The 24643-nt window shown below is 30.8% G+C and carries 17 protein-coding genes and 3 rRNA genes; 1 reads left to right on the top strand and 19 read right to left on the bottom strand.

Annotation, left to right across the window (positions count from 1 at the left end; all coding sequences use genetic code 4):
* Positions 1-18: 18 nt before the first annotated feature.
* The 5 genes from AACL15_RS04215 to oppB are packed head-to-tail and all read right to left on the bottom strand — an operon-like array spanning position 19 to position 8725.
* Positions 19-2427: an ABC transporter substrate-binding protein gene (locus AACL15_RS04215; protein WP_339033752.1), complete on the bottom strand. Its 2409-nt coding sequence runs from the start codon at positions 2425-2427 to the stop codon at positions 19-21.
* Between the two features lie 21 nt (positions 2428-2448).
* The gene (oppF, locus tag AACL15_RS04220; protein ID WP_339033754.1) at positions 2449-4611 is read right to left on the bottom strand and encodes an oligopeptide ABC transporter ATP-binding protein OppF; all 2163 of its coding nucleotides are present in this window, start codon (positions 4609-4611) and stop codon (positions 2449-2451) included.
* A 4-nt stretch (positions 4612-4615) separates the two neighbouring features.
* Positions 4616-6505 (bottom strand): oligopeptide ABC transporter ATP-binding protein OppD, encoded by a 1890-nt coding sequence (gene oppD, locus AACL15_RS04225; protein WP_339033756.1) that lies wholly within the window; start codon positions 6503-6505, stop codon positions 4616-4618.
* Positions 6506-6515: 10 nt separating this feature from the next.
* On the bottom strand, positions 6516-7478 hold the full coding sequence (oppC, locus tag AACL15_RS04230; RefSeq protein ID WP_339030398.1) for an oligopeptide ABC transporter permease OppC: 963 nt from the start codon (positions 7476-7478) through the stop codon (positions 6516-6518).
* A gap of 14 nt (positions 7479-7492) precedes the next feature.
* Positions 7493-8725 (bottom strand): oligopeptide ABC transporter permease OppB, encoded by a 1233-nt coding sequence (oppB, locus tag AACL15_RS04235; protein ID WP_339033758.1) that lies wholly within the window; start codon positions 8723-8725, stop codon positions 7493-7495.
* Between the two features lie 68 nt (positions 8726-8793).
* Between oppB and AACL15_RS04240 the strand changes: the two genes are divergently transcribed.
* A complete protein-coding gene (locus AACL15_RS04240) occupies positions 8794-9276 on the top strand; it encodes a hypothetical protein (RefSeq protein ID WP_339033760.1) in 483 nt (160 codons plus the stop codon).
* 173 nt (positions 9277-9449) lie between these two features.
* On the opposite strand, the gene AACL15_RS04245 is transcribed toward AACL15_RS04240, so the two are convergent.
* The 14 genes from AACL15_RS04245 to AACL15_RS04310 all read right to left on the bottom strand — a co-directional run bounded on the left by AACL15_RS04245 (position 9450) and on the right by AACL15_RS04310 (position 24340).
* Positions 9450-9611 (bottom strand): hypothetical protein, encoded by a 162-nt coding sequence (locus AACL15_RS04245; RefSeq protein ID WP_339030392.1) that lies wholly within the window; start codon positions 9609-9611, stop codon positions 9450-9452.
* Between the two features lie 201 nt (positions 9612-9812).
* Complete coding sequence (gene ftsZ, locus AACL15_RS04250; RefSeq protein ID WP_339033762.1) at positions 9813-11093, bottom strand: cell division protein FtsZ; 1281 nt, start codon at positions 11091-11093, stop codon at positions 9813-9815.
* A 16-nt stretch (positions 11094-11109) separates the two neighbouring features.
* Positions 11110-12609, bottom strand: a complete 1500-nt coding sequence (locus AACL15_RS04255) for a hypothetical protein (protein ID WP_339033763.1) — start codon at positions 12607-12609, stop codon at positions 11110-11112.
* Positions 12610-13554, bottom strand: a complete 945-nt coding sequence (gene rsmH / locus AACL15_RS04260) for a 16S rRNA (cytosine(1402)-N(4))-methyltransferase RsmH (protein ID WP_339033765.1) — start codon at positions 13552-13554, stop codon at positions 12610-12612. It abuts the gene before it with no gap.
* A 1-nt stretch (position 13555) separates the two neighbouring features.
* A complete protein-coding gene (gene mraZ / locus AACL15_RS04265; RefSeq protein ID WP_339030384.1) occupies positions 13556-13999 on the bottom strand; it encodes a division/cell wall cluster transcriptional repressor MraZ in 444 nt (147 codons plus the stop codon).
* Between the two features lie 107 nt (positions 14000-14106).
* Entirely contained in the window at positions 14107-14433 is a 327-nt protein-coding gene (locus tag AACL15_RS04270; RefSeq protein WP_339033767.1) for a hypothetical protein, read from the bottom strand.
* Between the two features lie 89 nt (positions 14434-14522).
* The gene (rpmF, locus tag AACL15_RS04275; RefSeq protein ID WP_053946439.1) at positions 14523-14699 is read right to left on the bottom strand and encodes a 50S ribosomal protein L32; all 177 of its coding nucleotides are present in this window, start codon (positions 14697-14699) and stop codon (positions 14523-14525) included.
* Between the two features lie 18 nt (positions 14700-14717).
* Positions 14718-15218 (bottom strand): YceD family protein, encoded by a 501-nt coding sequence (locus tag AACL15_RS04280; protein WP_339033769.1) that lies wholly within the window; start codon positions 15216-15218, stop codon positions 14718-14720.
* Positions 15218-17626, bottom strand: coding sequence for a phenylalanine--tRNA ligase subunit beta (gene pheT / locus AACL15_RS04285; RefSeq protein ID WP_339033771.1), 2409 nt, complete (start codon positions 17624-17626; stop codon positions 15218-15220). The genes AACL15_RS04280 and pheT overlap by 1 nt, the downstream gene beginning before the upstream one ends.
* Positions 17627-17640: 14 nt before the next feature.
* Positions 17641-18687, bottom strand: a complete 1047-nt coding sequence (pheS, locus tag AACL15_RS04290; protein WP_339033773.1) for a phenylalanine--tRNA ligase subunit alpha — start codon at positions 18685-18687, stop codon at positions 17641-17643.
* 125 nt (positions 18688-18812) lie between these two features.
* On the bottom strand, positions 18813-19322 hold the full coding sequence (locus AACL15_RS04295; protein ID WP_339033774.1) for a hypothetical protein: 510 nt from the start codon (positions 19320-19322) through the stop codon (positions 18813-18815).
* 64 nt (positions 19323-19386) lie between these two features.
* A 5S ribosomal RNA gene (rrf, locus tag AACL15_RS04300) occupies positions 19387-19492 on the bottom strand.
* A gap of 115 nt (positions 19493-19607) precedes the next feature.
* Positions 19608-22519: ribosomal RNA gene (locus tag AACL15_RS04305) — 23S ribosomal RNA — on the bottom strand.
* A 300-nt stretch (positions 22520-22819) separates the two neighbouring features.
* Positions 22820-24340: ribosomal RNA gene (locus AACL15_RS04310) — 16S ribosomal RNA — on the bottom strand.
* Together the 16S, 23S and 5S rRNA genes form the textbook arrangement of a ribosomal RNA operon.
* Positions 24341-24643: the final 303 nt, after the last annotated feature.

Genomic DNA, 24643 nt, shown 5'->3' on the forward strand with positions numbered 1-24643 from the left:
GATTTTTTAAAACTTTTATTAATTATTTAATTTGCTCTTTCAATGAGCACCTTGTCTTTTTAAAGTTCAATTGTCTGCAATAGCTATTTTATCATTTAGATATTGTTGATAAGCAACTTGTCAATCTTCTTTTGATAAAAGTTTTGAGTTAATTTTAACATTATAATACTTAAATTGACCAGTACCAAATGCTTCATATGATTTTGTATATGGTGCTAGATGATTAACTGTTCAAACAGTTGGCATTCCCTTTGTATACAAAGTTAATGTTAAAAAATCTTTATATAATAATTGTGTTTCTGTTTCAGCAAATTCTTTAAATCTTTGTTCACTTTCAGCAACATTTAAATCTGTAGATTGAAAACTATTTGAATATGTTTCATATGATTTTAATAATGCCTTTGTAGCACTATTTTCTTCATTTGGTTTTTCTAAAGATCTTGCATAAAGCTTTTCAGTTGTTATATTATATTCTGAATCATCATTTGCATTATCTTCACTTGCTGCTGCTTTTGATTTAAATAATCTTGAAGTTCCAGTATAAGCACCATAAGGCCCTCATAGTGTCATTGTTTCTAAAAAACTTGATGGGTCTTTATAGTCAGGTGATCAACCACTTATAAATAAATCAGTTGCCCCTCTTGAACCATTTGTTCTATATTCATCTGTTGATGAAAGAACTTTAGTTTGTACAAAGACTGGGTTATTTTTAATTTCATTAAATTTTTTAAACATCATATTTAAATATGGATTTAATGAATTGTTATTTGATGGACTTAATATAAGTTTTAAAATAACTTTGTTATCTGATTTTCCTTTTACTTTTCTTTTTTTAATATTGTTCAAACTAATATATTCATTTATATTTTTAATTAATTCTTCATTAGTTTTTCCTACTAACTCTTTTGACTTATTGAAGTAAGAATCTTTACCATCTTTTAAACTTCAATCAGTATCAGTCGAAGTTACAGTTGCACCATTTTCGCTAATTAATTCATCATAACTATCAGATACATATTGTGTATAATCTTTTGCACCATTACTTGCAACACCATAACCTGTATATGTATTTCTTAACATTTGTGATGGTTCTCCAACTTCATCAATTGTTTTTGAAAAAAACCTAACGAAGTCTGTTCTGTCTAAAGCTGTTGATATAAATGTTCTTGCATCAATTGATTGAAGCAATTTTGAAGCATCTAACGCTCTTTCTCTTTCCTCAGGTTTTAATGAATTGTCATCAATTTCTGAATTATAGTAGTTGTATACTAATAGAAATGAACCAGAAGCATCCGGAGAAGAAACTGGATATGCACCTTCAAATTTAGGATTTTCATATGAATCTTTACCTTGACCGATATAGTTATTTCAACCTTTTAAATCATCTGATTTTAATTCAAATCCTGTTGTTGAACCTGATTCAAATAAAATTCTTTCTTTAGTAGCAGAGGCATCATCAACATAGTTATATTCTAAAGTTTTAATATTAGTACTTTCTTTTAATACATAATGTTCATTTTTTTGTAAAATAATTTTTCCATTTGGATTAGCTTGAGTTGGATAGTAAGAAGCATTATACATTGCTTCTTTAAAATCTTTAACATCTCCCTTTTCTGCTGTAAAAATTGGTGAGAACACTGAATATGTTAATAAACTTTCAAAATATGGTGCTTTTTTAGTTAAGTCAAAAGTAAGTAATTCTTGATTATCAATGCTTACAGTAATTCCAAATTTCTCAGGATCATTACTTCATATTTTATCCTTTTCAACTTTTATCGCTGCATTTAATTTTGCAGTATCTTCAGCTGTTTTTTCACTCTCTTCATATTCTCCTTGAGCATTTGTAATTCCCTTTTGAATTTCAGCAGCACCTTTAATAAATGATGTTCACAATGAAGCAACATCTGAACCATTTTTTGGATTTAAAGCAAATCAAGCTGCTTGTCTAACTCCTTCAATAACTGAAGCTTTTCCCTCTCCGGTTTTAGTTTGATCAGAAGATACTTTACCATTTTGATCAACTATTTTTCCTTGATAGTTAACTCAAGTCATAGGTCTTGTTTTATAAGTCCATTGTTGACCTTCATTTTTCATATCACCTACATAAGAATAATGTGCATCTGATTGATTTTGCTCTTCTCCATATTCACTTTCAACAAGAGAACCATAAATTCTTCCATATTGATCTGTTGATAAAAATGTATCAAATGAGTTAGCTCAAATTCTTGAATCTTCTGCTTGCATTGAATATGCAGTATTTCAACTTGTTACATTTGATGTATAAATTGATTTGAATACATCTGTGCTTACAGCTCTGTCCATTAAATATTTTAAAGAAGTTGCACAAGAAACAACAGAAGATGAAACCAATGTTGTTGTTAAGCCTAAACCTAAAAGTCCTAATGTTTTTTTAAATAATATTGACATTTTTTTCTTCCTTTCGTTGTTCTATTTTTTTACTAATTTTTTAATTTCTTTAATTTCTCTTTTATTTGCTCATACAAAATGGTCTTTTGTAATCTCTTTAAAATATGGTAAATCAAATATGTAATCACTGTGCTCTTTTTCTGGATCATAAACAACCAGTTTAGTACTTTTTGCAAGTTCAGGTTCTGGTATTGGAATTGCAGAAAGTAAAGCCCTTGTATAAGGATGAAGAGGATTTTTAAATAATTCCTCTGCTGGTGCAATTTCAATTATCTGTCCATGATAAATAACAGCAATTCTATCAGCAATATGGCGAACAACAGATAAGTCATGAGCCACAAATACATATGTTATTCCTAATTCTTCTTGAAATTTTTTAAATAAATTTAATACTTGAGCTCTTATTGAAACATCAAGAGCTGAGATTGGTTCATCTGCAACAATAATTTTTGGTTGCATTGCTAAACTTCTTGCAATTCCAATACGTTGTCTTTGCCCACCCGAAAATTCATGAGGATATCTTGATAAGTGTTCAGGTAATAATCCTACAGAATTAACAAGTTTTAAGATAATATGCTTTTTAACTAAAGCTGGAGTTACTTGATCTAAAGTAATTTTTTCATTTGGGTTTTGTTCATTATATTCTGTTACATATAATTCCTTTGCCTCTTCACCTTTGTAAAGTTCGGGAAAGTTCTCCATTCCTTCAGCAATAATTTCTTCAATAGCCATTCTATCATTTAATGAAGAACTTGGATCCTGGAAAATCATTTGAATGTTTTTTCTATTAATTCTTCTTTGTTTTTTCGATTGACTTTCAAAAAAATAAGAATCTTTAATAATTTCATCAATTGAAGGTAAGTCTAGAAAATCTGTTAATTCAACAAATGATTCAATTTCTTCTGGTGTGTAAGTAATTTCAATTCCTTTTCAAACATAAAAGTTTTCTATAAGTTCTCTATCCTTAATTATATTTTTTTCAATTATTTTTATAATATAACTAAATTCTTTTTTTAATTCTTTTAATTTGACATCAGTTATTTTTGATTCATCAGTTGCAAGATTTTTTAATTCATTTTCAAAATCAGTATTTTTTAATTTTGAAACTAATGAATTTATTTTAGGTGTTATTGTTTTTTGTTCTGAAAGTAAATTTAAAATTTCTTTACATGCAGCTACATTTAAGTTTTTACGAGATCAAAAGTCCGTAATAAAGTATTCTAATTTCTTATATTCCTTATCATCTGAAGGTACACCATTTGCCTTCATAATTTCAAATTGTTTTTTACACTCTTCAAAAAATTCATTTCTATTCACATAAATTAATTTATTATAATAATTAATAAATTCTTCTCTTTTTCTCATTGGAGATGAAAGTGCATGTAATTGAAATTGTAATGATTTAGCTCATGAAAGTTTTGATAAAAATTCTTTATGATTATCAGTAATAACCTTTCATAAACTTATTAATTTTTTAAATACTGATTCCAATTTTTCTGGTGGAACATTATCAATTTCATCTCTATAATCAGAAATTTCTTGAACCTTTAAATAAATTTCATCAGCATTTTCTTTAATTGATATTATAGCTTCTTTAGTTTCTTTTAGCTTTGATAAAACAGATCTTTCCAGTTCTTTTGAAACTTCTGGAATATATGAGTGTAAATTATCAACAAACTTAATCATTCTATCTTCATTTTTAATAATTGAGTTTATATATTTTAAATTCTCTAAAATAATTGCTTTTAAATAAGCTAACTTAGAAGTTTTAGTTTGTAATTCAAGATCTTCTTGAGTTAGTACTCTTGGATTATTAGTATAGTTTTCATACAATCCTTTTAATCCATCAATTCTAGCTTGAATTTCTCTTGTTGTAATATCCATTTTATATGACATATTTTCAAGTTTTTTAGAAATTTCTTTATTTAATTTATATAACCTTGTTGGGCTACCAGCAACAATATTATCCTCCATATAGATTGCTCCATCTTTTAATGGTTGCACTCCAACAATAGCTCTACCAATTGTGGTTTTTCCACTTCCTGATTCTCCTACTAAACCAAATATTTCACCTTTATAGATATCAAAACTAGTTTCTTTAACAGCTCTAAATTTTTTACCTTTAACACGGAATTCAATTACTAAATCCCTAATATTTAAGAGTACTTCTTTATTTGTTGACATAGTTTTAGCCTACCTTTTCTGATTCTTTTATTGTTTTGCGTAAGTTGTTTAAGACATTTGGTTTTTTAACTTTTGGAGAACGTGGATCTAATAATCAAGTTTTTGCAAAATGAGTTTCACTAACCTTAAACATTGGAGGTTGCTTAATATAATCAAGTTCTAATGCAAATTTATTTCTTGGAGCAAATGCATCTCCAATAATTTCATTGAATAATGATGGTGGAGTTCCTTCAATTGAGAATAAGTCATCTCCCTTTTTACCTAATTGAGGTAATGAAGATAATAATGCTCAAGTATATGGATGTTTTGAATCTTCAAAAATTTCTTTTGTTGTTCCCACTTCCACAATTTGTCCAGCATACATAACAGCAACTCTATCGGCTATTTTAGCAACTACTCCTAAGTCATGAGTAATGAATACAACTGAGAATTTATATTCTTGTTGCAATTCTTTAATTAAATCTAATATTTGAGCTTGAATTGTTACATCAAGCGCAGTTGTTGGTTCATCACAAATTAATATTTTTGGTCTTGATGCAAGAGCAATTGCTATAACAACTCTTTGACGCATTCCACCAGAATATCTACCTGGAATATCTTTAAAACGTTTTTCTGGATTTGGAATTCCTACTTTTCGTAAAAGTTCTATCGCCTCAACTTTTGCTTCACTTCTACTCAAACCAACTTGCTTTCTTAAAACCTCAGTAATTTGAAAACCTACTGGTAATAATGGGTTTAATGAAGTCATTGGATCTTGAAAAATTGTAGAAATTGTTTTTCCTCTTAATTGTCTAATTTCTTTCAATGCTTTTAATTTATTCACTAAATCTGAGTTTTTAATTCTTTTTCAGTCAACTAAAATATTATGAAAATGATCTTTATCCAAAGTTTTTGTTTCAATAATTGATAAACAAATATCTCTTAATTCATTTTCAAATCTTTTTAAATGCTCTTTTGAGTGGAAGTAATTTAAAATAAATTGTTTTTCTACTTCATCTCATTCAGTATTATTTTCAATAAAGTTTTCTATCATTGAAGCTATTTTTGAGACTTGATGTCTACTTTTCATATTAAGTGGTTTTACCTTATTAATATCAATTTCTAATTTTAAAATAGATTCAAGTTTTGAGTTTATTAACTCATCTCTTACTAAATTATCATTAATAATTTTTAATGTTTCTTCTGCAGCTTTGATTTTTAGCTCTAATTTTATTATTTTATTAGCTGTTCTATTATTTCCACTAAAACCAATATTTTCTTGAACTGCATTTAAATGAGTTTTTAAAGTTTCTAACAGTTCATTTTGTTTAGTAATATTATTTTGCTTAATTAGTGAAATTTCATTATCTTCTAACAAGCGAGAATTTAAATCCTCTGTTAAATCTTGTAATTCTTGCTTAGTTCTTAATAAGACTAATTCATTTTCTTCTGATTCAATTTTATTTTCTAATCTTAGTTTTTTTAATTCTTGTTTTTCTAAATTTTCTCTATATTTAGGGTTTAATTTGTATAAATGTTTAATTTCTTTAAACAATTCTTTTATTTTTTCATTATTTATTTTTGTAACATTTTTAATTACATCTTTTGATATTAAAGGACTTTGTAAGTTAACAATATCAATTGGTTCTTTAAAATATGCTCCTTGATCATCAATTGATCCTTGAGTTGGTCGATAAACAATTGAACCTTTACTTACTCATCCATTAGCTTCTAACATTCCTGTAAAAGTTTTTGTAATAACTGATTTACCACTTCCAGATTCACCAACAATTGCTAAAATTTCTTGATCATAAACATCTAAATCAACAGTTCTAATAGCAGTTAAAAAATTACCTCTAACTTGAAATTTAACTTCCATGTCACGAACAGATATAATTCTATTTTCTTTATTCATAATTTTTTTCCTATCTATGTGTTTTAGGATCTAATGAATCGGCAAATACTTTTCCTGCTAAGAAGAATAATAATGATATTCCCCCAACAAAAGCTACTGGAATAATTAATAAGTGAGGAAACACTTCTCAATCTGATCCAGATAATAATTCATTTAGAATTGAACCTAAAGATGCTTGATCTAATGTATTTGTTACAAATCCAAAGTTATAATATGCCAACAATGAATCGATGGCAATTGCTGATGGAATTGCAAATGTTGATGTTTGAATAACTATTGGTAAAATTTTTGGCATTACATTTTTTCTAATAATTTTTGAGCTAGGTGTTCCTAAAACTCTTGAAGCTATATTATATTCTGCATTTCTTACAAGCATTATTTGTACTCTAATAACTGAAGCCAAAGCAATTCAACTAGTTATTGAAATACCAAATATTAAAACTGGAATTGTTGTAGTTCCTCCAAATAAGAAGATAACAATTAGTCATAAAATTAATGATGGTATTAGTGTTAAAAATCTAGTAACTTCAATAAATACTAAATCCAATTTTGAAAAAAATCCTCAAATTGATCCTAATAAAATTCCTAATAAAATTTGAATTGATGCAACAAAGAATGTAAATATTAATGTTGTACGTGTACCAATTCACATTTTAGTTCATAAATCTTCACCAAATTTTCCTAATCCAAATACATGTTGTCAGCTTGGTGCTTCAATATCAATTCCTGGTCTTTCAGTTGGAACCGGGTCTTTTCCTATTCCAATTGAGAAAGCCAATAAAATAATTGCTACTAATAAAAATAATGATATGATAAAAGTTTTTGATTTAAAAACTCTTGCAAATACTGATTTTCAGTAACTGTAAGGTTTATTTGTGATTCTTTCTGATTCTTCGTGCTTAGCACCGATTACTTTGAAGAGAGAATTATCTATAGATTTCATTTCTTCAATAGTATATTGTTTTTGTTCCATAAAAAAATTCCTCTCTATTTTGTTAATTTAATTCTTGGATCTAATGTCGCAAGTAATAAATCTCCAATTAAACTTGAAAATACTCCAGCTGATGCTGATACGAAAATATATCCTAAAACAACGAATGTATCTTTATTAGCTACACCATTTAAAATAAATTTACTCATACCATCAATTGACCAGTGTCTTTCAACCAAAATACTTGAACCAAACAATGTTAATACAAATACTTCTGGTAATGTTTTGATTAATCTAATTCCTGCATTTCTAAAGATGTGAACATAAAATACATATTTTTCACTTAATCCTTTTGAAAGTGCAAATTTTGCATAATCTGCTGTCATTTCATCTAAAACGAATCGCCTTGTGTTTACAATAATCATTGGCATAATCAGTAACATTATTCCAATTATTGGTCATATTTTTGTTCCAAACGATGAACCTTCATAAGTTCCATTCGCTCCAAAGACATAAATCGACATTTTATATAAAAGTGAAATTACTACTAATGCTGGAATAGCACTAATTAATAAGCTCGAACCATTAATTGCATTATCTGCTGCCTTTTCTTTATTTTTAGCAGCAAGAATACCTAATGGTACTCCAATTAAATAAGATAATATAACTGCTATACTTCCTATTTTAAAAGAAGTTGGAATTGATCTTTTAAATGCATCTTGAACTAGTGATAAAACTTGTCCCCCACTAGCTTTATTCATAAATACACCTAAATAAAATCACATTACTGTTGGAGTTCCTGCAATATCTCCATTATCTTGAACAATTGGATTAATTATGATTGTTTTTGGAATAAATGGAGTTATGTTTCTCAAATAAATAAACATTTGATTTAACATTGGTCCAGCAACTCCAAATAATTTCATTCTATTATTTAATAATTTTTCATAACCTGGTGTTCCATATTGAAAATCTGGTCCCAGTTTATCAAGGTTTACATCTGATAAATAAACACCATCAGTTGTAACAAGTCTTAACATTACAAATACAACAGCTACTGCTACATATAATGTAATGAAAGCATATAAAATTCTTTTAAGAGAATATGTGAATAATGGATTTCTTTGCATGAATTCACTAAATGTAGAATTTGAACGTCTAAATCCATTTATAATTTTCTCTTTATGGCTTGTTTTTGTTAACTTTACTTCCTCAGTTAAACTAATTTCCTCAAGTAATTCAAGAATCGAGGAGTTAACTTTTTCAGAGCCATTTGCTTTTTTTTCCATAAATTTATATTATCCTTTCTAAATTTTTACTATTTAAAACCTATATAATCTTTATAAAGGTGTTAAATATGAGAGATAAAAATAAAACAAGTAATTTTAAAAAACTAAAAGATTTACGTGAGCAAGAAAAAATTGCTCACAAACAACAAGTAAAAGATAAAATTAATGAAATTTCTAAGGAACCAATTGGTACTCAAACCAGATACATTGATTCTAAGAAACTTAGATGATATGACTATCTTATAGTATTAATTATAAGTTTTGCTTTAATAGGGTTAAGTTTCATTCTTGGTATTTTTGCACTAAAAAGTACAGAGAAATCAGAATGAGTAGTAACCGCTTTTGCATTAATTACTCTTTTAGCTTTTTTAATTACTAATTGAATAAAAAATAGAAAAGTTGCAAAATACTATAATGATATTACAAGAAGATATCAAAGTACTTTATCAGAAGAAGAAGGATTTTTAAGAAGACTTTCTAAAATAATCCTTTTAATCTGCTTGGTATTGTCTATAACTTCAATAATATTGGCTATTACACTTTGAGTGTAATTTTTTTTATATTTCATAAAAAAAAGAGTGTTTTATTAAATAAATAGTTTAGATTTAATCTTCATCCTAACTGTTTATAAAATAAAATCACTCTTTTAAATATTAAATGCTCTTAATAAAATTGAATTTTTATCTAACAATATCATTTAAAATCTGTTTAATTCTATAAACCTTTACGATCACTCTGCCATGTTTTGTTTTGTAATATTATACATAGCCATTTTAATAATTAGATTCGCATTGTCTTTAAAAAACATATTTTTAAATGACAATGTAGAAAACGCAAAAAAGGCAGTTGGTTTATTGAATTTTTTATAAGTCAATAATTGATGCATTTTTTGATCTCCTTCATCGCCTATTTACATAGTAGCAAAGTGTTATTAAAAATGCAACTGTATGGGCTATTAAATTAAAAAAAATAGATATGTAAATATCTATTAGTAAGTAACTATTTATATTTCTTAAAAAATTAATTGAAAGTGAGTTTATTAAAATTAATTAATTTTAAATTTATTTATTAGAAAATTTTAATTAAATTATCATTTTTTTCTCAAAAATGTTGGAAAATCTCCATCCTCTTCATCGCCAGTTTCTTCAATTTTTTGAGCAACTCTTTCATCACGATTTTCGTAATTATTATTTTGATTTCACTGCCCAACTCCTTCTTGTACCATTCTTCTTTCTTCTTCAGTTTGTTTTACAAAATCAGGTCTTTTATCATGATTTGTCATAAATGAAGTTCTTTGATCATAAGCAGTCTCTAAAGGTTGAGGTTCTGGATCATAATTTGAATATAATTCTTGTTGCATAGAAGAATATTGTTCATTTGATAATGAAGGTTTCTTATTAGAAATATTTGGAGCTTTATAATCGTCATCAAATCCAGTAGCAATAACTGTAACTATTAGGTCATCATCTAAATGTTCATTAATTGCTATACCAAAAATAATATTTACATCTTCTCCACTTGCTTGTTGAACAATATCAACAGCATCATATGCATCATTTAAAGAAACAGTTTTTCCACCAGTAACGTTAATAATAGCATCCTTTGCACCACGAATTGAAGTTTCTAATAATGAAGAAGTTATAGCTTTATTTGCAGCTTCAATTGCTTTATCTTCTCCAGAACCAATTCCAATTCCAAATAAAGCATTACCTTTACCTTTCATTACAGTTCTAACATCAGCAAAATCTAGGTTAATTACTGCAGGAACTGCAATTAAATCAGTAATTGTTTGTACTCCTTGTTTTAAAATGTTGTCAGCTTCTCTAAATGAATCTTTTACTGGGATTCCACCAATAATTTCTAACAATCTATCATTTGAAATTATAATAATTGAATCAACAAATTTTCTTAATTCATTTAAGCCTTGAACAGCATAAGAATTTCTTAATCTTCCTTCAAATCTGAATGGTTTAGTAACAATTGCAATTACTAATGCTCCAGTTTCCATAGCAATTCTAGCTATTTCTGGAGCAGCTCCTGTTCCTGTTCCTCCACCCATTCCAGCAGCAACAAAAATTAAATCTGATCCTTTTAATGATTTTCTAATTTCTTCTTCTGATTCTATAGCTGCTTGTTTACCTATTTCTGGATTTGCTCCAGCTCCCAGCCCTTTTGATACTTCTTGCCCTAAAACAATTTTTGTTGTAGCAGAACTTGCAGCTAAAACTTGTGCATCAGTATTTGCTACAATAAATTCAACTCCTTGAACATTATCGTCAACCATTCTGTTAACAGCGTTACAGCCACCTCCACCAACTCCAATTACCTTAATTTTGGCATTTTGATTTAAATCTAATTTTGTAGACATATTATTTCCCTCACTTTTAATATTTATTTCTTTGCGTATTTATAATACCATTTTTTAAATAGTTTTCATTATTTTGTTGTCCCACAAAACTTTGTGGAATTTGATTATTTTGTTGAACTAATTGTGTATTCATCAAAGGTGGAATAAAATCTCCATGTTGCGAACGCAATTGTTCTGTACGTAACTGTTGAGCACGTAACTGTTGAGCAAGTGCCAACTGAGCTTGTTGTGCTTGTATTTGAGCTTTTTGAGCACGTAACTGTTGGTCGAATGCTTTTTGACCCAAAACTTGTTGTGCATGTTGCATTTGAGCTAAAGCTAACATATTTGGATTCTCATAAGTTTCTGTACTTGTTTTTACTTCTCTTAGGTTTTTATTTATTAGATGAGATTGTCTCATCATTCCGCATAATGAATTAGTTCAAATTTCACTTGCTCCAGTAATTAATGAATAATATATTTCTGAAATATTTTTGTAAGTACTTCTTAGCAATAGTTTTTCAAAGCCTGCAATCTCAGTACTTTTTCCAGTGTGATAAATTTTAAAGTTTTTTATGCTTCCCATTTCTCTTGAAATTAAGAGATCTGCCTTATCAATTACACCGTTTATTTCTTCCAATAACATATATTTAATATCAATTGCTTTTAGTTGGTAAGATCTTTTTTCAGATGCTATATATTTTCTATACATCACAGTGTTATCTAATGTATTAGATGAAAAATCTAATAATTTAAATATATATTTATTAGCTATATCAAATTTAGCACTCATTTTTTTAGCTAAATTTTCAATAATATCTTTTAAACCAAATTTAATTACATCCTTTTTTACAAGTGTCTCACGTGAAAAATAACCAATATCAATACTTTCTCAATCTCAGTTAATTAGAGCAAATGTTTCTCTAAAATTCAATCCTTCACTGCATTGCTTTGCCAATGAGAATAATTGACTTGTTGCTGATAATCTCTCAATTTTTAGTATTTTTAATACACCTTCAAAAGAATCAACAACATGTTTCTCGGCAGTATATACCTTAGCACTCATTGCTAACATATTTGCCTTAGAGTTTATTGGTGGTTTTGCAAAACTTTGCATACCGTTTAATTTAAAAGCATACGGTTTTATATTTGTAACAATTAAGTTATCTTCATAAACAACTCTTTTTGCATCTTTATATAAATTTTTTATATGTTCTTCTCTAACAATTTTGTCAGCACTGTCGATAAAAATACTTGGATTAGCATCTTTTATTTGTAGTGTTGCTGTTGGATAGACAATTGATGCTCTTCTAATTTTTTCTTTAAAAATTGATTCATATCGATTAATCATTTTTATTAATCGATGAGCAACAATATTTGTATCAACAATATCATTTTTATCAGTTAATCAATTACTTTTAGATTTTTCTCTTTCTTTAAAGACAACTTTTAAACCAGTACTTTTCTTATATTTTCCAACAGCAAATTTTATATACTTTTTAGTTATTTCAATAACTGCATATGTTTCATTTTGCATTTAACCACCAACCTTTCTAATTGCTCATAATTTTGCACTATGAGCTCTTCTATTTTTTTCAAGTTCATCTTCACCTGCTACTACAGGTCTTTTAACTACCAATTCATAATCCTTTTTATTTTCAACTAAGATTGGTAATTTACTCAAAAATTTATCTTCTTTTGATGTAGTTTTAGATTTAAAAATATCTTTAATTATCTTTTCTTCTAATGAATGAAAAGATATAACTACAATAACTCCCCCAATATTTAATAGGTCAAGTGAGTTACTTAAAGACCTTTTTAAAACTTCAAGCTCATTGTTTACATATATTCTTAAAGCCTGAAACACTTTCTTTGCTGGATGTTTTTTTTGCTTCAAAATTTTTTGTGGTAAACATTCTTTGATAATATCTACTAACTCAAAAGTCATAGAAATACTTTTAATCTGTCTTTTTGCAATTATTTTTTTAGCAATTTCTCATGAAAATTTTTCATCTCCATATTGATAAAAAATGTCTGCCAATTGTTTTTCATTAAATGTATTTATAATTTCTTTTGCAGTGATTTTATTATTTTTTTGATCCATTCTCATATCTAATTCAGAATCAAAACGATAACTAAATCCCCTATCTGCTTTATCAAATTGTGGACTTGAAACTCCCAAATCATATAAGATACCATCCACTTTTTTAACATTATTTAATGAAAGTAGGACTTTTATATTTGCAAAATTGCCTTCTAAAATAGTAAAATTACTTGAGATATCTTCAAGTTTTTTTCTACTTATAGTAATTGCTTCTTGATCTTGGTCAATTGCATATAAATGTCCGCTATCAATTTTTTTTAAAATTTCAACACTATGTCCTGCTCGCCCAAGAGTACAGTCAACATATATTCCGTTGCCTTTTATATTTAATAAATCTATTGATTCATTAAGCAAAACAGATGTATGTTCATGTGCCATTTTAATTTACTCCGCCCAATTTCTCTGCAGCTTCTACAAGCTTATTTTTTGCATCTTTATCATATACTTGATGTTTATTTTTATCTCAAATTTCAACTCATTCACCAGCCCCGGTGATTTGCACAGTTTTAGAAATTCCTACTTCCTCTAATAAATTTGAAGGTAGTTTAATTCTTCCTGATCCATCAATTGAAATTTCATCTGTATTTGAAAAAATGGTTCTAACAACAGTACGTGTAGATGATGAAAGTGCACTTTGTGACTTTAACTCGTTATATCATTCTTTAAAGTTCTCTGGAGTTCTTATTTCTAAACATAAACCATCAATACTTCTTGTTACATAAACTAATTCACCCAATTTGTTTCGTAATTTTGAAGGGATTGTTAATCTAAATTTATCATCCAAATTATGTTCAAATGTCCCAAATAACACAAAGTCACCCACTTTCTCCCACACATAAACAATTATATACCACTTTCTTACATAATCAACTATTTTTTAAGTTTTTTACCCACTTTTTTATAACAAAAAAAGTACTTATAAAAGCACTTTTAATGAGTTATTTTTCTTTCCAAAGACTTAATGATTCGATCAAGTTTTTGTTTTAAGTTCATTTCATTTGTTAAAACTTCATCTAAAGACGGACTATTGCTTATTTTTAAAGGTCTTATAAAGTATTTATTTAAGTATATTCTATAATACATATAAAAGCTTCTTAATAAATTCACTGAAGTTAAAGGGTCTGATTTTTCTACAATCTCATAAAAAGTCTTTTCATCAACTTCATTGATAAAAAAGTAATAACCATTTTCATTTAAGGAATTTAAAGCCGATAAGGGTATTATTTTCTTAGAAATTTCATTAATATTATTTAACATAAAAGTTCCTCCATACATACATTAATCGATACTTTTTTTATTTTTTTTTACAAAATACAAAAAAAAGTGCTTATAAAGCACTCTATTTATTAATCAACTTTTTTAACTTCTTTATTTTTGTAAAAACCACATTCACGACAAACTCTATGTGGTTTAATCATACTTCCACAGTTTGGACATGAAATAATTGCTGAGCTAACTAAAGCCAAGTGACTTCTTCTTTTGTTTTTAGCAGCTTTACTGGTCTTTCTAAATGGTACAGCCATGTTGACACCTCCGTTGTTTTATTTTTCAAAGTTAAATTCTTTTAATTTATCTCATCTTGAATCTACTTGATTTTCTTGTTCTTGTTGGTATTCATCTTCAGACATAAGTATGTAATCTTTACCGACAAATGAAATTTTATCATAATTATTACTTAAATTCATAGGAATATTTAAAACAATTTGCTCAATTGCATATTCTAATATATTAAATTTATCACCAAAAACAATGTTATGTTGATCATCATTTATATCTTCAAAGTAATACTCGTCACTTCAATCGTAAAATTGATTCTCCAACTTAATTATTGTTCCATCCCTTGCATCAATTGCTGTCAATGACGCTGTGATTTTGGCATAAACTATTACAGATTTCATTGCATCTTGATAGTTTAAAATCCCCTTAATATGAACTTTATCAATTGATTTGATTAAGTCATGACTTATTTTTAATTCATTATTGATTTCAAATTCATTATCTAAATTTACAATTCCCTTTAGTTCAATATCCTTTTTAAGCATTATCTTACCTCTATTTTAAGTTTTGCAAGATTATTTAGCACCTTATTCCATTCATTTTGAACTTCTTGATCTGTTAATTGATTTGAGGCACTATTAAATTCAAACGAAATTGAAACTGATTTAGAGTTATTTTCTTTCATTTTACTATCTTGATAGATATCAATCAGTTCAATTTTTACTAAATAATTAACTTTTTTAATAATTTTATTAATAACTTCTGAGTATTTATCTGATGCTTTTAATATAATTGAAACAGCTCTTGTAGTTTTTTGAAATTTTGATATTTCTTGAGCTCTAATTATAGAGTTTTTAGTATTTTGGATTTCACTAATATTCATTTCCAAAATGAAAGTCGCATCTAGTTTTTGAGATTGTTCAAATCTAGGGTTTAGTTTATAAATAAATCCTAATGTTTTACCTTTTAAACTAATTTTGGCATTAATGTAAGGATGAATCTCATTAATAATATCTTCATTTAAGTCAAATGATACATCATTTAAATCAATATTATAAGCTTCTATAATTGAGTCACAAATCCCTTTAATATACGCATAACTTGCTTTTATTGAAATGTCATAACCTTTTTGATTTAAAATATCTCCACTAATAAGAATAGATAAGTGTCTTTGTCTTAAATTATTCATATTATAAATATCACCAAATTCATATAGTTTGACATTTTTATTACCTTTTGAATAATTAAAGGCAGCAGTTTCTACAATTGATCTTGATAAACTTAATCTAAATGTCTCTCTAAACTTACTTAAAGGGCTCATTAGGTTTATTGGATTTTCGATATTAAATAAATTTCATTTTAGTACTTCTTCATTAGATAATAATGAATAAGTCTTAATATTTGTAAATCCTAAACCCAGTAAATAGTTTTCACTTTGCTTTTGTAAACGTAGATCTAATTTTTTAGATTTATTATCTGAAAGAATTTTAGGAGCAATTGAAGTTACATTATTATAACCATAAATTCTTGTGATTTCTTCAACAATATCTGCCTTATGAACAATATCTGTTCTAAACTGATCAATTATAAATAATATTTCATCTTTATTATCAATTACTTCAAAATCCAAAACCCTAAATAAGGCTTTAATTTCTTTTATAGATAATTTAATACCCATTAACTTATGAATATATTCTAATTTAACACTAACCTGAGTTTGTTTTTCATTTGATTCTTTTATAATTTCAAATTGGCTATTTGATTCATAAATATTATATTGGTCTAATCAATACATTACTCTATTTTGAGCCAAAGTATATAACTTAGAACTTACAGGTTTCATATATCTTTGTAAATCAACAGTTGAAGTATTAAATTCCTTTTGTTGTTTTCTCATAAAAATTGGGTCTAAAGATAAATACACTACTAAAATTTCTTTTGAATCAACATTTGGTAAAAAATCTAAATTAGTTTCTACTCCAAGAGTTGAAATAACTTTTTTATCACATGATAACTGTAAATTAACTTCATGTTCGCTATTCTTATTATTTTTAATTTCTAATTGTGAATTCAATTTTTTTGGATCTAAGAACATCACTGGTTGACCTGTTTCAATAGCAATGGCATTTGCTAAATCTAATCAAAAATTATGAGTTGTTTTTGAATCATTAAATTTAAGTCACAAGTCTTGACTAGAATAAATTTTATATTCTTTATCTCCAATACTAATAACATCTTTTACTTTTACTGTTTGTACTACAGCACTTCTCACCAATTTATCTACTTCTTTATGAATTTTTATTGATACAGGTGCTTTTAAACTATTTACTTTTAGCTTATACTCCTTTGATATATCTTCTAATTTCCTATTAAAATAATTAGCTATTTCCTTAGCTAATTGCATTGCACCAAGTGCATCACTTCGATTAAGAGTTAAATCAACTTCTCATACAGCATCTAAAAAACCTATTTCATCTAATGCATTTTCACTACCTATCATTGAATAAGTGTCTTCTTTTGTAACAATTGAATAAATTCAATCTTTTTCCTTATCTGAAATAACCTTTGGGTTTAAACCTATCTCTGGTAATGCACACAACATTCCTTCAGACATTTTGCCCTTAATTTCTTTATTTGTTAATGTAATTCCATTTGCAAGTTTTTTGCCAGCTTCAGCTAAAATAACATATTGGCCTTCTTTAACATTACTTGCTCCACAAACAATTGGAGATACTAAATCCTCTCCCTTGTCTACAAAACAAAAATTTAAATGGGTTCCCTCAATAGGTGCTACATTTCCTAAATGTGCTATTTTTAGTTTGTCATTTAAAGTTGAATAATCTTTAAATGAATCTACTTCAAATCCAAGTGAGTTTAATGCAACTGTTATTTGTTCATTTTTAACACCTTTTAAATCAATTAACTTTTCTAATCATTTCCTTGTTAAATACATATTAATCTCACTTTCTAATCTCCAAAAAATTTAAATTGATCTAAAAATCTAATATCATTTTCATATAAATCTCTTATGTTTTTTAAACCATATTTTAACATTGCCAATCTTTCAATCCCTACTCCAAAAGCTAACCCAGTAACTTTTTCTGGATCTAATCCATTTGATTCTAATACTTCTGGTGCTAACATACCTGATCCCAAAATTTCAATAAAGCCAGTATATTTACAAATTGTGCAACCTTTACCACTACAATTAATACATCTAACATCTACTTCGGCAGAAGGTTCGGTAAAAGGAAAAAAACTTGGTCGCATTCTAATTATTGTATCTTCAGAAAATAAGCGCTTACACATATATTCTAGAACTCATTTCAAATTTGCAAAACTAATTTTTTCTCCAATTGCAAATACATCCATTTGCATAAACTGATGTGAATGTGTAGCATCATCATCGTCTCGACGATAAACATTACCATAACTTACAGCTGCCATATTAATATTTCCTGTTTTAGATGCTTGTGTAAGCATTCTAGCTGTCATGTTAGTTGCATGTGTTCTTAAAACAGTATGTTTATCTATATAAAATGTATCTTGCATATCTCTTGCTGGATGACCAATAGGCATATTTAGTTTTTGAAAACAATATTCATCAGTTTCAAATTCAGTTCCATCAATCATTTCATAACCTAATTCAGTAAAAATGGAAGATACCTCATCTATAACTAAATTAAGTGGGTGTTTTGTTCCAATTTTTAAATTAACTCCTGCTAAAGATAAATCTATTTTTTCATTCTGTAATGTCTTTTTTAATATTTCATTTTCAAATTTTTCATTTAGATTATTTAATTTGTCAAAAATTAAAAGCTTAATTTCGTTAGCTTTCATTCCTGCTTCTTTTTTTTCTTCAGCTGAAGCTAATTTCAAATTCTTAAGAATATCTATTAATGGAGATTCTTTACCTGCAAATTCCTTCTTCAAAATTTCCAATTCTTCTTTTGTTTTAATTTTATTAAATTGTTTATTAAAACTATTTAATATTTCATCTATTTTTTTTAACATAAATACACCTTTTCTAAATTTAAAGCAATTTAATTATACTAAATAAATTAATTAAATTATTATTTGATAAAATTTTTGTTTAAGATATCACTATTTTTAATACCTCTTTGCAAAAAATAATATAATTAAAAAGAAAAATTATCCTTATTTACTCAATTTTTGAATGATTTAATAAAAATTTCAAAATGATTATCAATATTTTCCATAAACTCCAAAAATTTTAGTTTAAAGTAATCATCTGTATCATAAAATTTTTGATTATATTCAATAGAACAATGAATTTTTTCATAAAAGAGGTATTTAATTAAGCCATCATTAATAATATCTTTAATTTCCATATAAATCATATGCATAAGATTATCCAATATTGTTATTCGATTTAAGTTTATTTTATAATCTTTAATTTCTTCAACCATTTTTGCTAGTAACTCTCTAATACTCATTATTTTTTGTTTGATATCTTCTTCTTGTTGAAAATTATATTTAACTTTCAACTGATGTTGCATCATTGTTAGGAAATTATTAATATTTAAAATATGAAAAAAATCCTCAAATTCTCACTTAAAATTTATTTCTTCTAAATTTGTTTGCATAATTTTCTTTTTAAATCTTTTAGAAATTTGTTCAACTATCATAATTACCTCTTTTAACTATATTTTACAAAAAAAACCCACTCTTTTGAGTGGGTTTTAAACTTTAAACTGGCAGCGTCCTATTTTTGCATTATACTATCGTCGGCGTTGCTGATCTTAACTTCTGTGTTCGACATGGGAACAGGTGTGACCTCAGCGCTATGACCACCAGATCTTAAGTTTTATTGTGTCTGAGAGACAAAGTTTTTTTTCAAAAACTAAATCGTACTCTCAAAACTGAATACTAGATGATTTTATATATCTATACAAGCAATTTTGTTAGGTTTTTCTTTGAAAGTCCTCGATCTATTAGTATTGGTAAGCTAAACACGTCACCGTGCTTACACACCCAACCTATCAACCATGTGGTCTACATGGGATCTTACTTCCGAAGAATGGGAAAACTCATCTTGAAGGAGGCTTCTCGCTTAGATGCCTTCAGCGATTATCCTTTCCGCACATAGCTACCCTGCTGTGCCACTGGCGTGACAACAGGAGCACCAGGGGTGCGTCCATTCCGGTCCTCTCGTACTAGGAACAGCTCTTCTCAATTTTCCTACGCCCACAACAGATAGGGACCAAACTGTCTCACGACGTTCTGAACCCAGCTCGCGTACCGCTTTAATGGGCGAACAGCCCAACCCTTGGAACCGACTACAGCTCCAGGATGCGATGAGCCGACATCGAGGTGCCAAACCTCCCCGTCGATGTGAACTCTTGGGGGAGATCAGCCTGTTATCCCCGGGGTAACTTTTATCCGTTGAGCGACGGCCCTTCCACACGGGACCGCCGGATCACTAAGTCCTGCTTTCGCATCTGTTCGACTTGTAAGTCTCGCAGTTAAGCACCCTTATACCTTTGCGCTCTTCGTACGATTTCCAACCGTACTGAGGGTACCTTTGAGCGCCTCCGTTACATTTTAGGAGGCGACCGCCCCAGTCAAACTACCCACCAAACACTGTCCCTGGCCCGGATAACGGGTCTAGGTTAGAACCTCAATGTAACAAGGGTGGTATTCCAAGGATGACTCCACGATCACTAGCGTGACCGCTTCAAAGTCTCCCACCTATCCTCTACATGTTACACCAAGATTCAATATTAAGTTATAGTAAAGCTCCACGGGGTCTTTCCGTCTAGTTGCGGGTAACCAGCATCTTCACTGGTACTAAAATTTCACCGAGTCTATAGCCGAGACAGCGAAGGGATCATTACGCCTTTCGTGCGGGTCAGAACTTACCTGACAAGGAATTTCGCTACCTTAGGACCGTTATAGTTACGGCCGCCGTTCACCGGGGCTTCAATTCGATGCTTCACCGAAGCTAACATCTCCTCTTAACCTTCCGGCACTGGGCAGGCGTCACCCCCTATACTTCGTCTTACGACTTTGCAGAGAGCTGTGTTTTTGCTAAACAGTTGCCCCTTCCTCTTCACTGCGGCTCACGTAAAGTGAGCACCCCTTCTCGCTAACTTACGGGGTGATTTTGCAGAGTTCCTTAGCTATAGTTATCTCGCTTGCCTTAGGATTCTCTCCTTGACCACGTGTGTTCGTTCTAGGTACAGGCACCTAATAAATTAACGCTAGAAGCTTTTCTTGGAAGCGTGGAGTCATGGACTTCGCTACTTGCCGAAGCGTTCACTCCCCATAACACTTCAAGGTTATAGTACGCGGATTTGCCAACGTACACCTCTTTGTGCTTAGACCGGCATAACCAACAGCCGGCATCCACTATCCTTCTCCGTCACTCCATCACTTTATTAGGTGGTACAGGAATATCAACCTGTTGTCCATCGACTACGCCTTTCGGCCTCGCCTTAGGTCCTGACTAACCCTGGGTGGACGAACCTTGCCCAGGAAACCTTGGTCAAACGGCATGGGAGATTCTCACTCCCAAACGTTACTCATGCCGGCATAATCACTTCTAATCGCTCCACCCGTCCTCACGGTCGAACTTCATCGCAATTAGAACGCTCCCCTACCACTTGCATTGCTGCAAATCCAAAACTTCGGTACTACGCTTAAGCCCCGGTACATTTTCGGCGCAGAAGCACTCGACTAGTGAGCTGTTACGCACTCTTTAAATGATGGCTGCTTCTAAGCCAACATCCTAGCTGTCTGTGCACTTCCACATCCTTACACACTTAGCGTAAATTTAGGGACCTTAGTTGTTGATCTGGGCTGTTTCCCTCACGAGCATGGACCTTATCACCCATGTTCTGACTGCCGAGTATGAAATTATGGCATTCGAAGTTTAATTGTGATCAGTACCCCTAGGTGGGGCCATCACACATTCAGAGCTCTACCTCCATAATCCTTTACCTCGACGCTAGCCTTAAAGCTATATCGGGGAGAACTAGCTATCTCCAGGTTCGATTGGAATTTCACCCCTAGCCACAAGTCATCCACGGTCTTTTCAACGAACGTTGGTTCGGTCCTCCATTAGGTTTTACCCTAACTTCAACCTGCTCATGGCTAGATCACCTGGTTTCGTGTCTACGACATCGTACTAAACGCCCTATTAAGGCTCGCTTTCACTACGGCTCCGTGTATTCCACTTAACCTTGCACGATATCGTAACTCGCCGGCTCTTTCTACAAAAAGCACGCCATCACCCATTAACGGGCTCTGACTTCTTGTAAGCATATGGTTTCAGGTACTATTTCACTCCCCTCACGGGGTACTTTTCACCTTTCCCTCACGGTACTGGTTCACTATCGGTAAAATGGTAGTATTTAGGCTTACCCAGTGGTCTGGGTAGATTCCGACAGGGTTTCTCGTGCCCCGCCGTACTCAGGATACTCTCTCGAGATTAGTGCATTTCGCATACGGGACTATCACCCTCTGCGGTGCTGCTTCCCAACAGCTTCTGCTATACACTAACTTTGTAACTCTAACAAGAGTCCTACAACCCCGGCCCGAAGACCGGTTTGGCCTGTTCCGCTTTCGCTCGCCGCTACTGACAGAATCACATTCGTTTTCTTTTCCTCTTGGTACTAAGATGTTTCAGTTCCCAAGGTTCCCTTCACATAACCTATGTATTCAGTTATGGATAACACGAGATTAATCGTGCTGGGTTTCCCCATTCGGACATCGTCGGATCAAAGCTTACTTCCAGCTCCCCGGCGCTTTTCGCAGGTAGTCACGTCCTTCATCGGCTCCATTTTCCAAGGCATTCACCATACGCCCTTACTATACTTTCTAAAGAAAAACCTATTGCATATATAGATAATCTATAAAATTAATGAAATTTTAGTTTTCTTAGTATTAATCTAAATTAAGTTACTAAATACGTTTTATATTGTATATAAACGTAAGAAAAATAAAATGTCTATTTTCATCTAATATTCAGTTTTCAAAGAACGATTTTCTTTTCAGAAATTGCTTTCGGGCCTAAATGACCCTAAAAAACAATCTCTGAAAACTAGATAGAACGAGATATAATCAAAAGCTGTTTTATCGTTTCACTCAGCTTATTTTTTCTTAATCTACGAATACTCCATAGAAAGGAGGTGATCCATCCGCACGTTCCCGTACGGATACCTTGTTACGACTTCACCCTAATCGCTAATCCTACCTTGGTACGCTCCCTCCTTACGGTTAGGATACGTGCTTCTGGTATTACCAACTCTCATGGTGTGACGGGCGGTGTGTACAAGACCCGAGAACGTATTCACCGCGACATTGCTGATTCGCGATTACTAGTGATTCCGGCTTCATGAAGTCGAGTTGCAGACTTCAATCCGAACTGAGACTGACTTTTTGAGATTAGCTCCCCCTCGCAGGATTGCGACTCTTTGTATCAGCCATTGTAGCACGTGTGTAGCCCAGGACATAAGGGGCATGATGATTTGACGTCATCCCCACCTTCCTCTAGCTTACACTAGCAGTCTCATTAGAGTCCTCAACTTAATGTTAGTAACTAATAATAGGGGTTGCGCTCGTTGCGGGACTTAACCCAACACCTCACGGCACGAGCTGACGACAACCATGCACCACCTGTCTCAATGTTAGCCTCCACTACATCTCTGTAGCTTTGCACTGGATGTCAAGCCCTGGTAAGGTTCTTCGCGTTGCTTCGAATTAAACCACATGCTCCACCACTTGTGCGGGTCCCCGTCAATTCCTTTGAGTTTCACTCTTGCGAGCATACTACTCAGGCGGAGTACTTAATGCGTTAGCTGCAGCACCGACTTAAAGCCGACACTTAGTACTCAACGTTTACGGCGTGGACTACTAGGGTATCTAATCCTATTTGCTCCCCACGCTTTCGTGCCTCAGAGTCAATCACAGGCCAGTAGACCGCCTTCGCCACTGGTGTTCCTTCATATATCTACGCATTCCACCGCTACACATGAAATTCCATCTACCTCTCCTGCATTCTAGTTAGCCAGTTTTCAAGGCGAACCGGAGTTGAGCTCCGGGCTTTAACCTCAAACTTAACTAACCTCCTACGCACCCTATACGCCCAATAAATCCGGATAACGCTTGCCACCTATGTATTACCGCGGCTGCTGGCACATAGTTAGCCGTGGCTTTCTGGTAAGGTACCGTCAAACTAAAAGCATTTCCTCTTCTAGCTGTTCTTCCCTTACAACAGAGCTTTACAATCCGAAGACCGTCATCACTCACGCGGCATTGCTTCATCAGACTTTCGTCCATTGTGAAAAATTCCCTACTGCTGCCTCCCGTAGGAGTCTGGGCCGTATCTCAGTCCCAATGTGGCCGATCAACCTCTCAGTTCGGCTACGTATCATCGCCTAGGTGGGCCTTTACCCCACCTACTAGCTAATACGCCGCATCCTCATCTTCTAGCGACCCATACGGGCCTTTTAACATCTTCTCATGCGATAATGATGTCGTATGCGGTATTAGCAGTCGTTTCCAACTGTTATCCCCCACTAAAAGGTAGATTAGATACGTGTTACTCACCCGTTCGCCACTGGGTGCAAGCACCCCGTTCGACTTGCATGTATTAGGCATGCCGCCAGCGTTCATCCTGAGCCAGGATCAAACTCTCATTAAATTTAATTAATGTGAAAATTTTGATTCTTGACTATATCTTTATTCTCAAATAATTGAACTTGTATAAATTGTACAAATTAATTGGTTGTTGTTGTTCTATCTAGTTTTCAAAGATCGTTTCACGTCAGTTTTTCAAAACCAACGACATATAAGAATATATATGATTTGAAACCAATAAGCAATACTTTTTAAAAATTATTTTAAAATTAATTATTTTTATTTCAATAAAATATTTTTATGAATAAAATCTCAAAATTTCTTAATAACCCTTTAAAATAGGCATTCTTATTGACAAGAAATATAA

The organism is Spiroplasma endosymbiont of Cantharis rufa (assembly GCF_964019665.1).
Classification (GTDB): domain Bacteria; phylum Bacillota_I; class Bacilli_A; order Mycoplasmatales; family Mycoplasmataceae; genus Spiroplasma_A.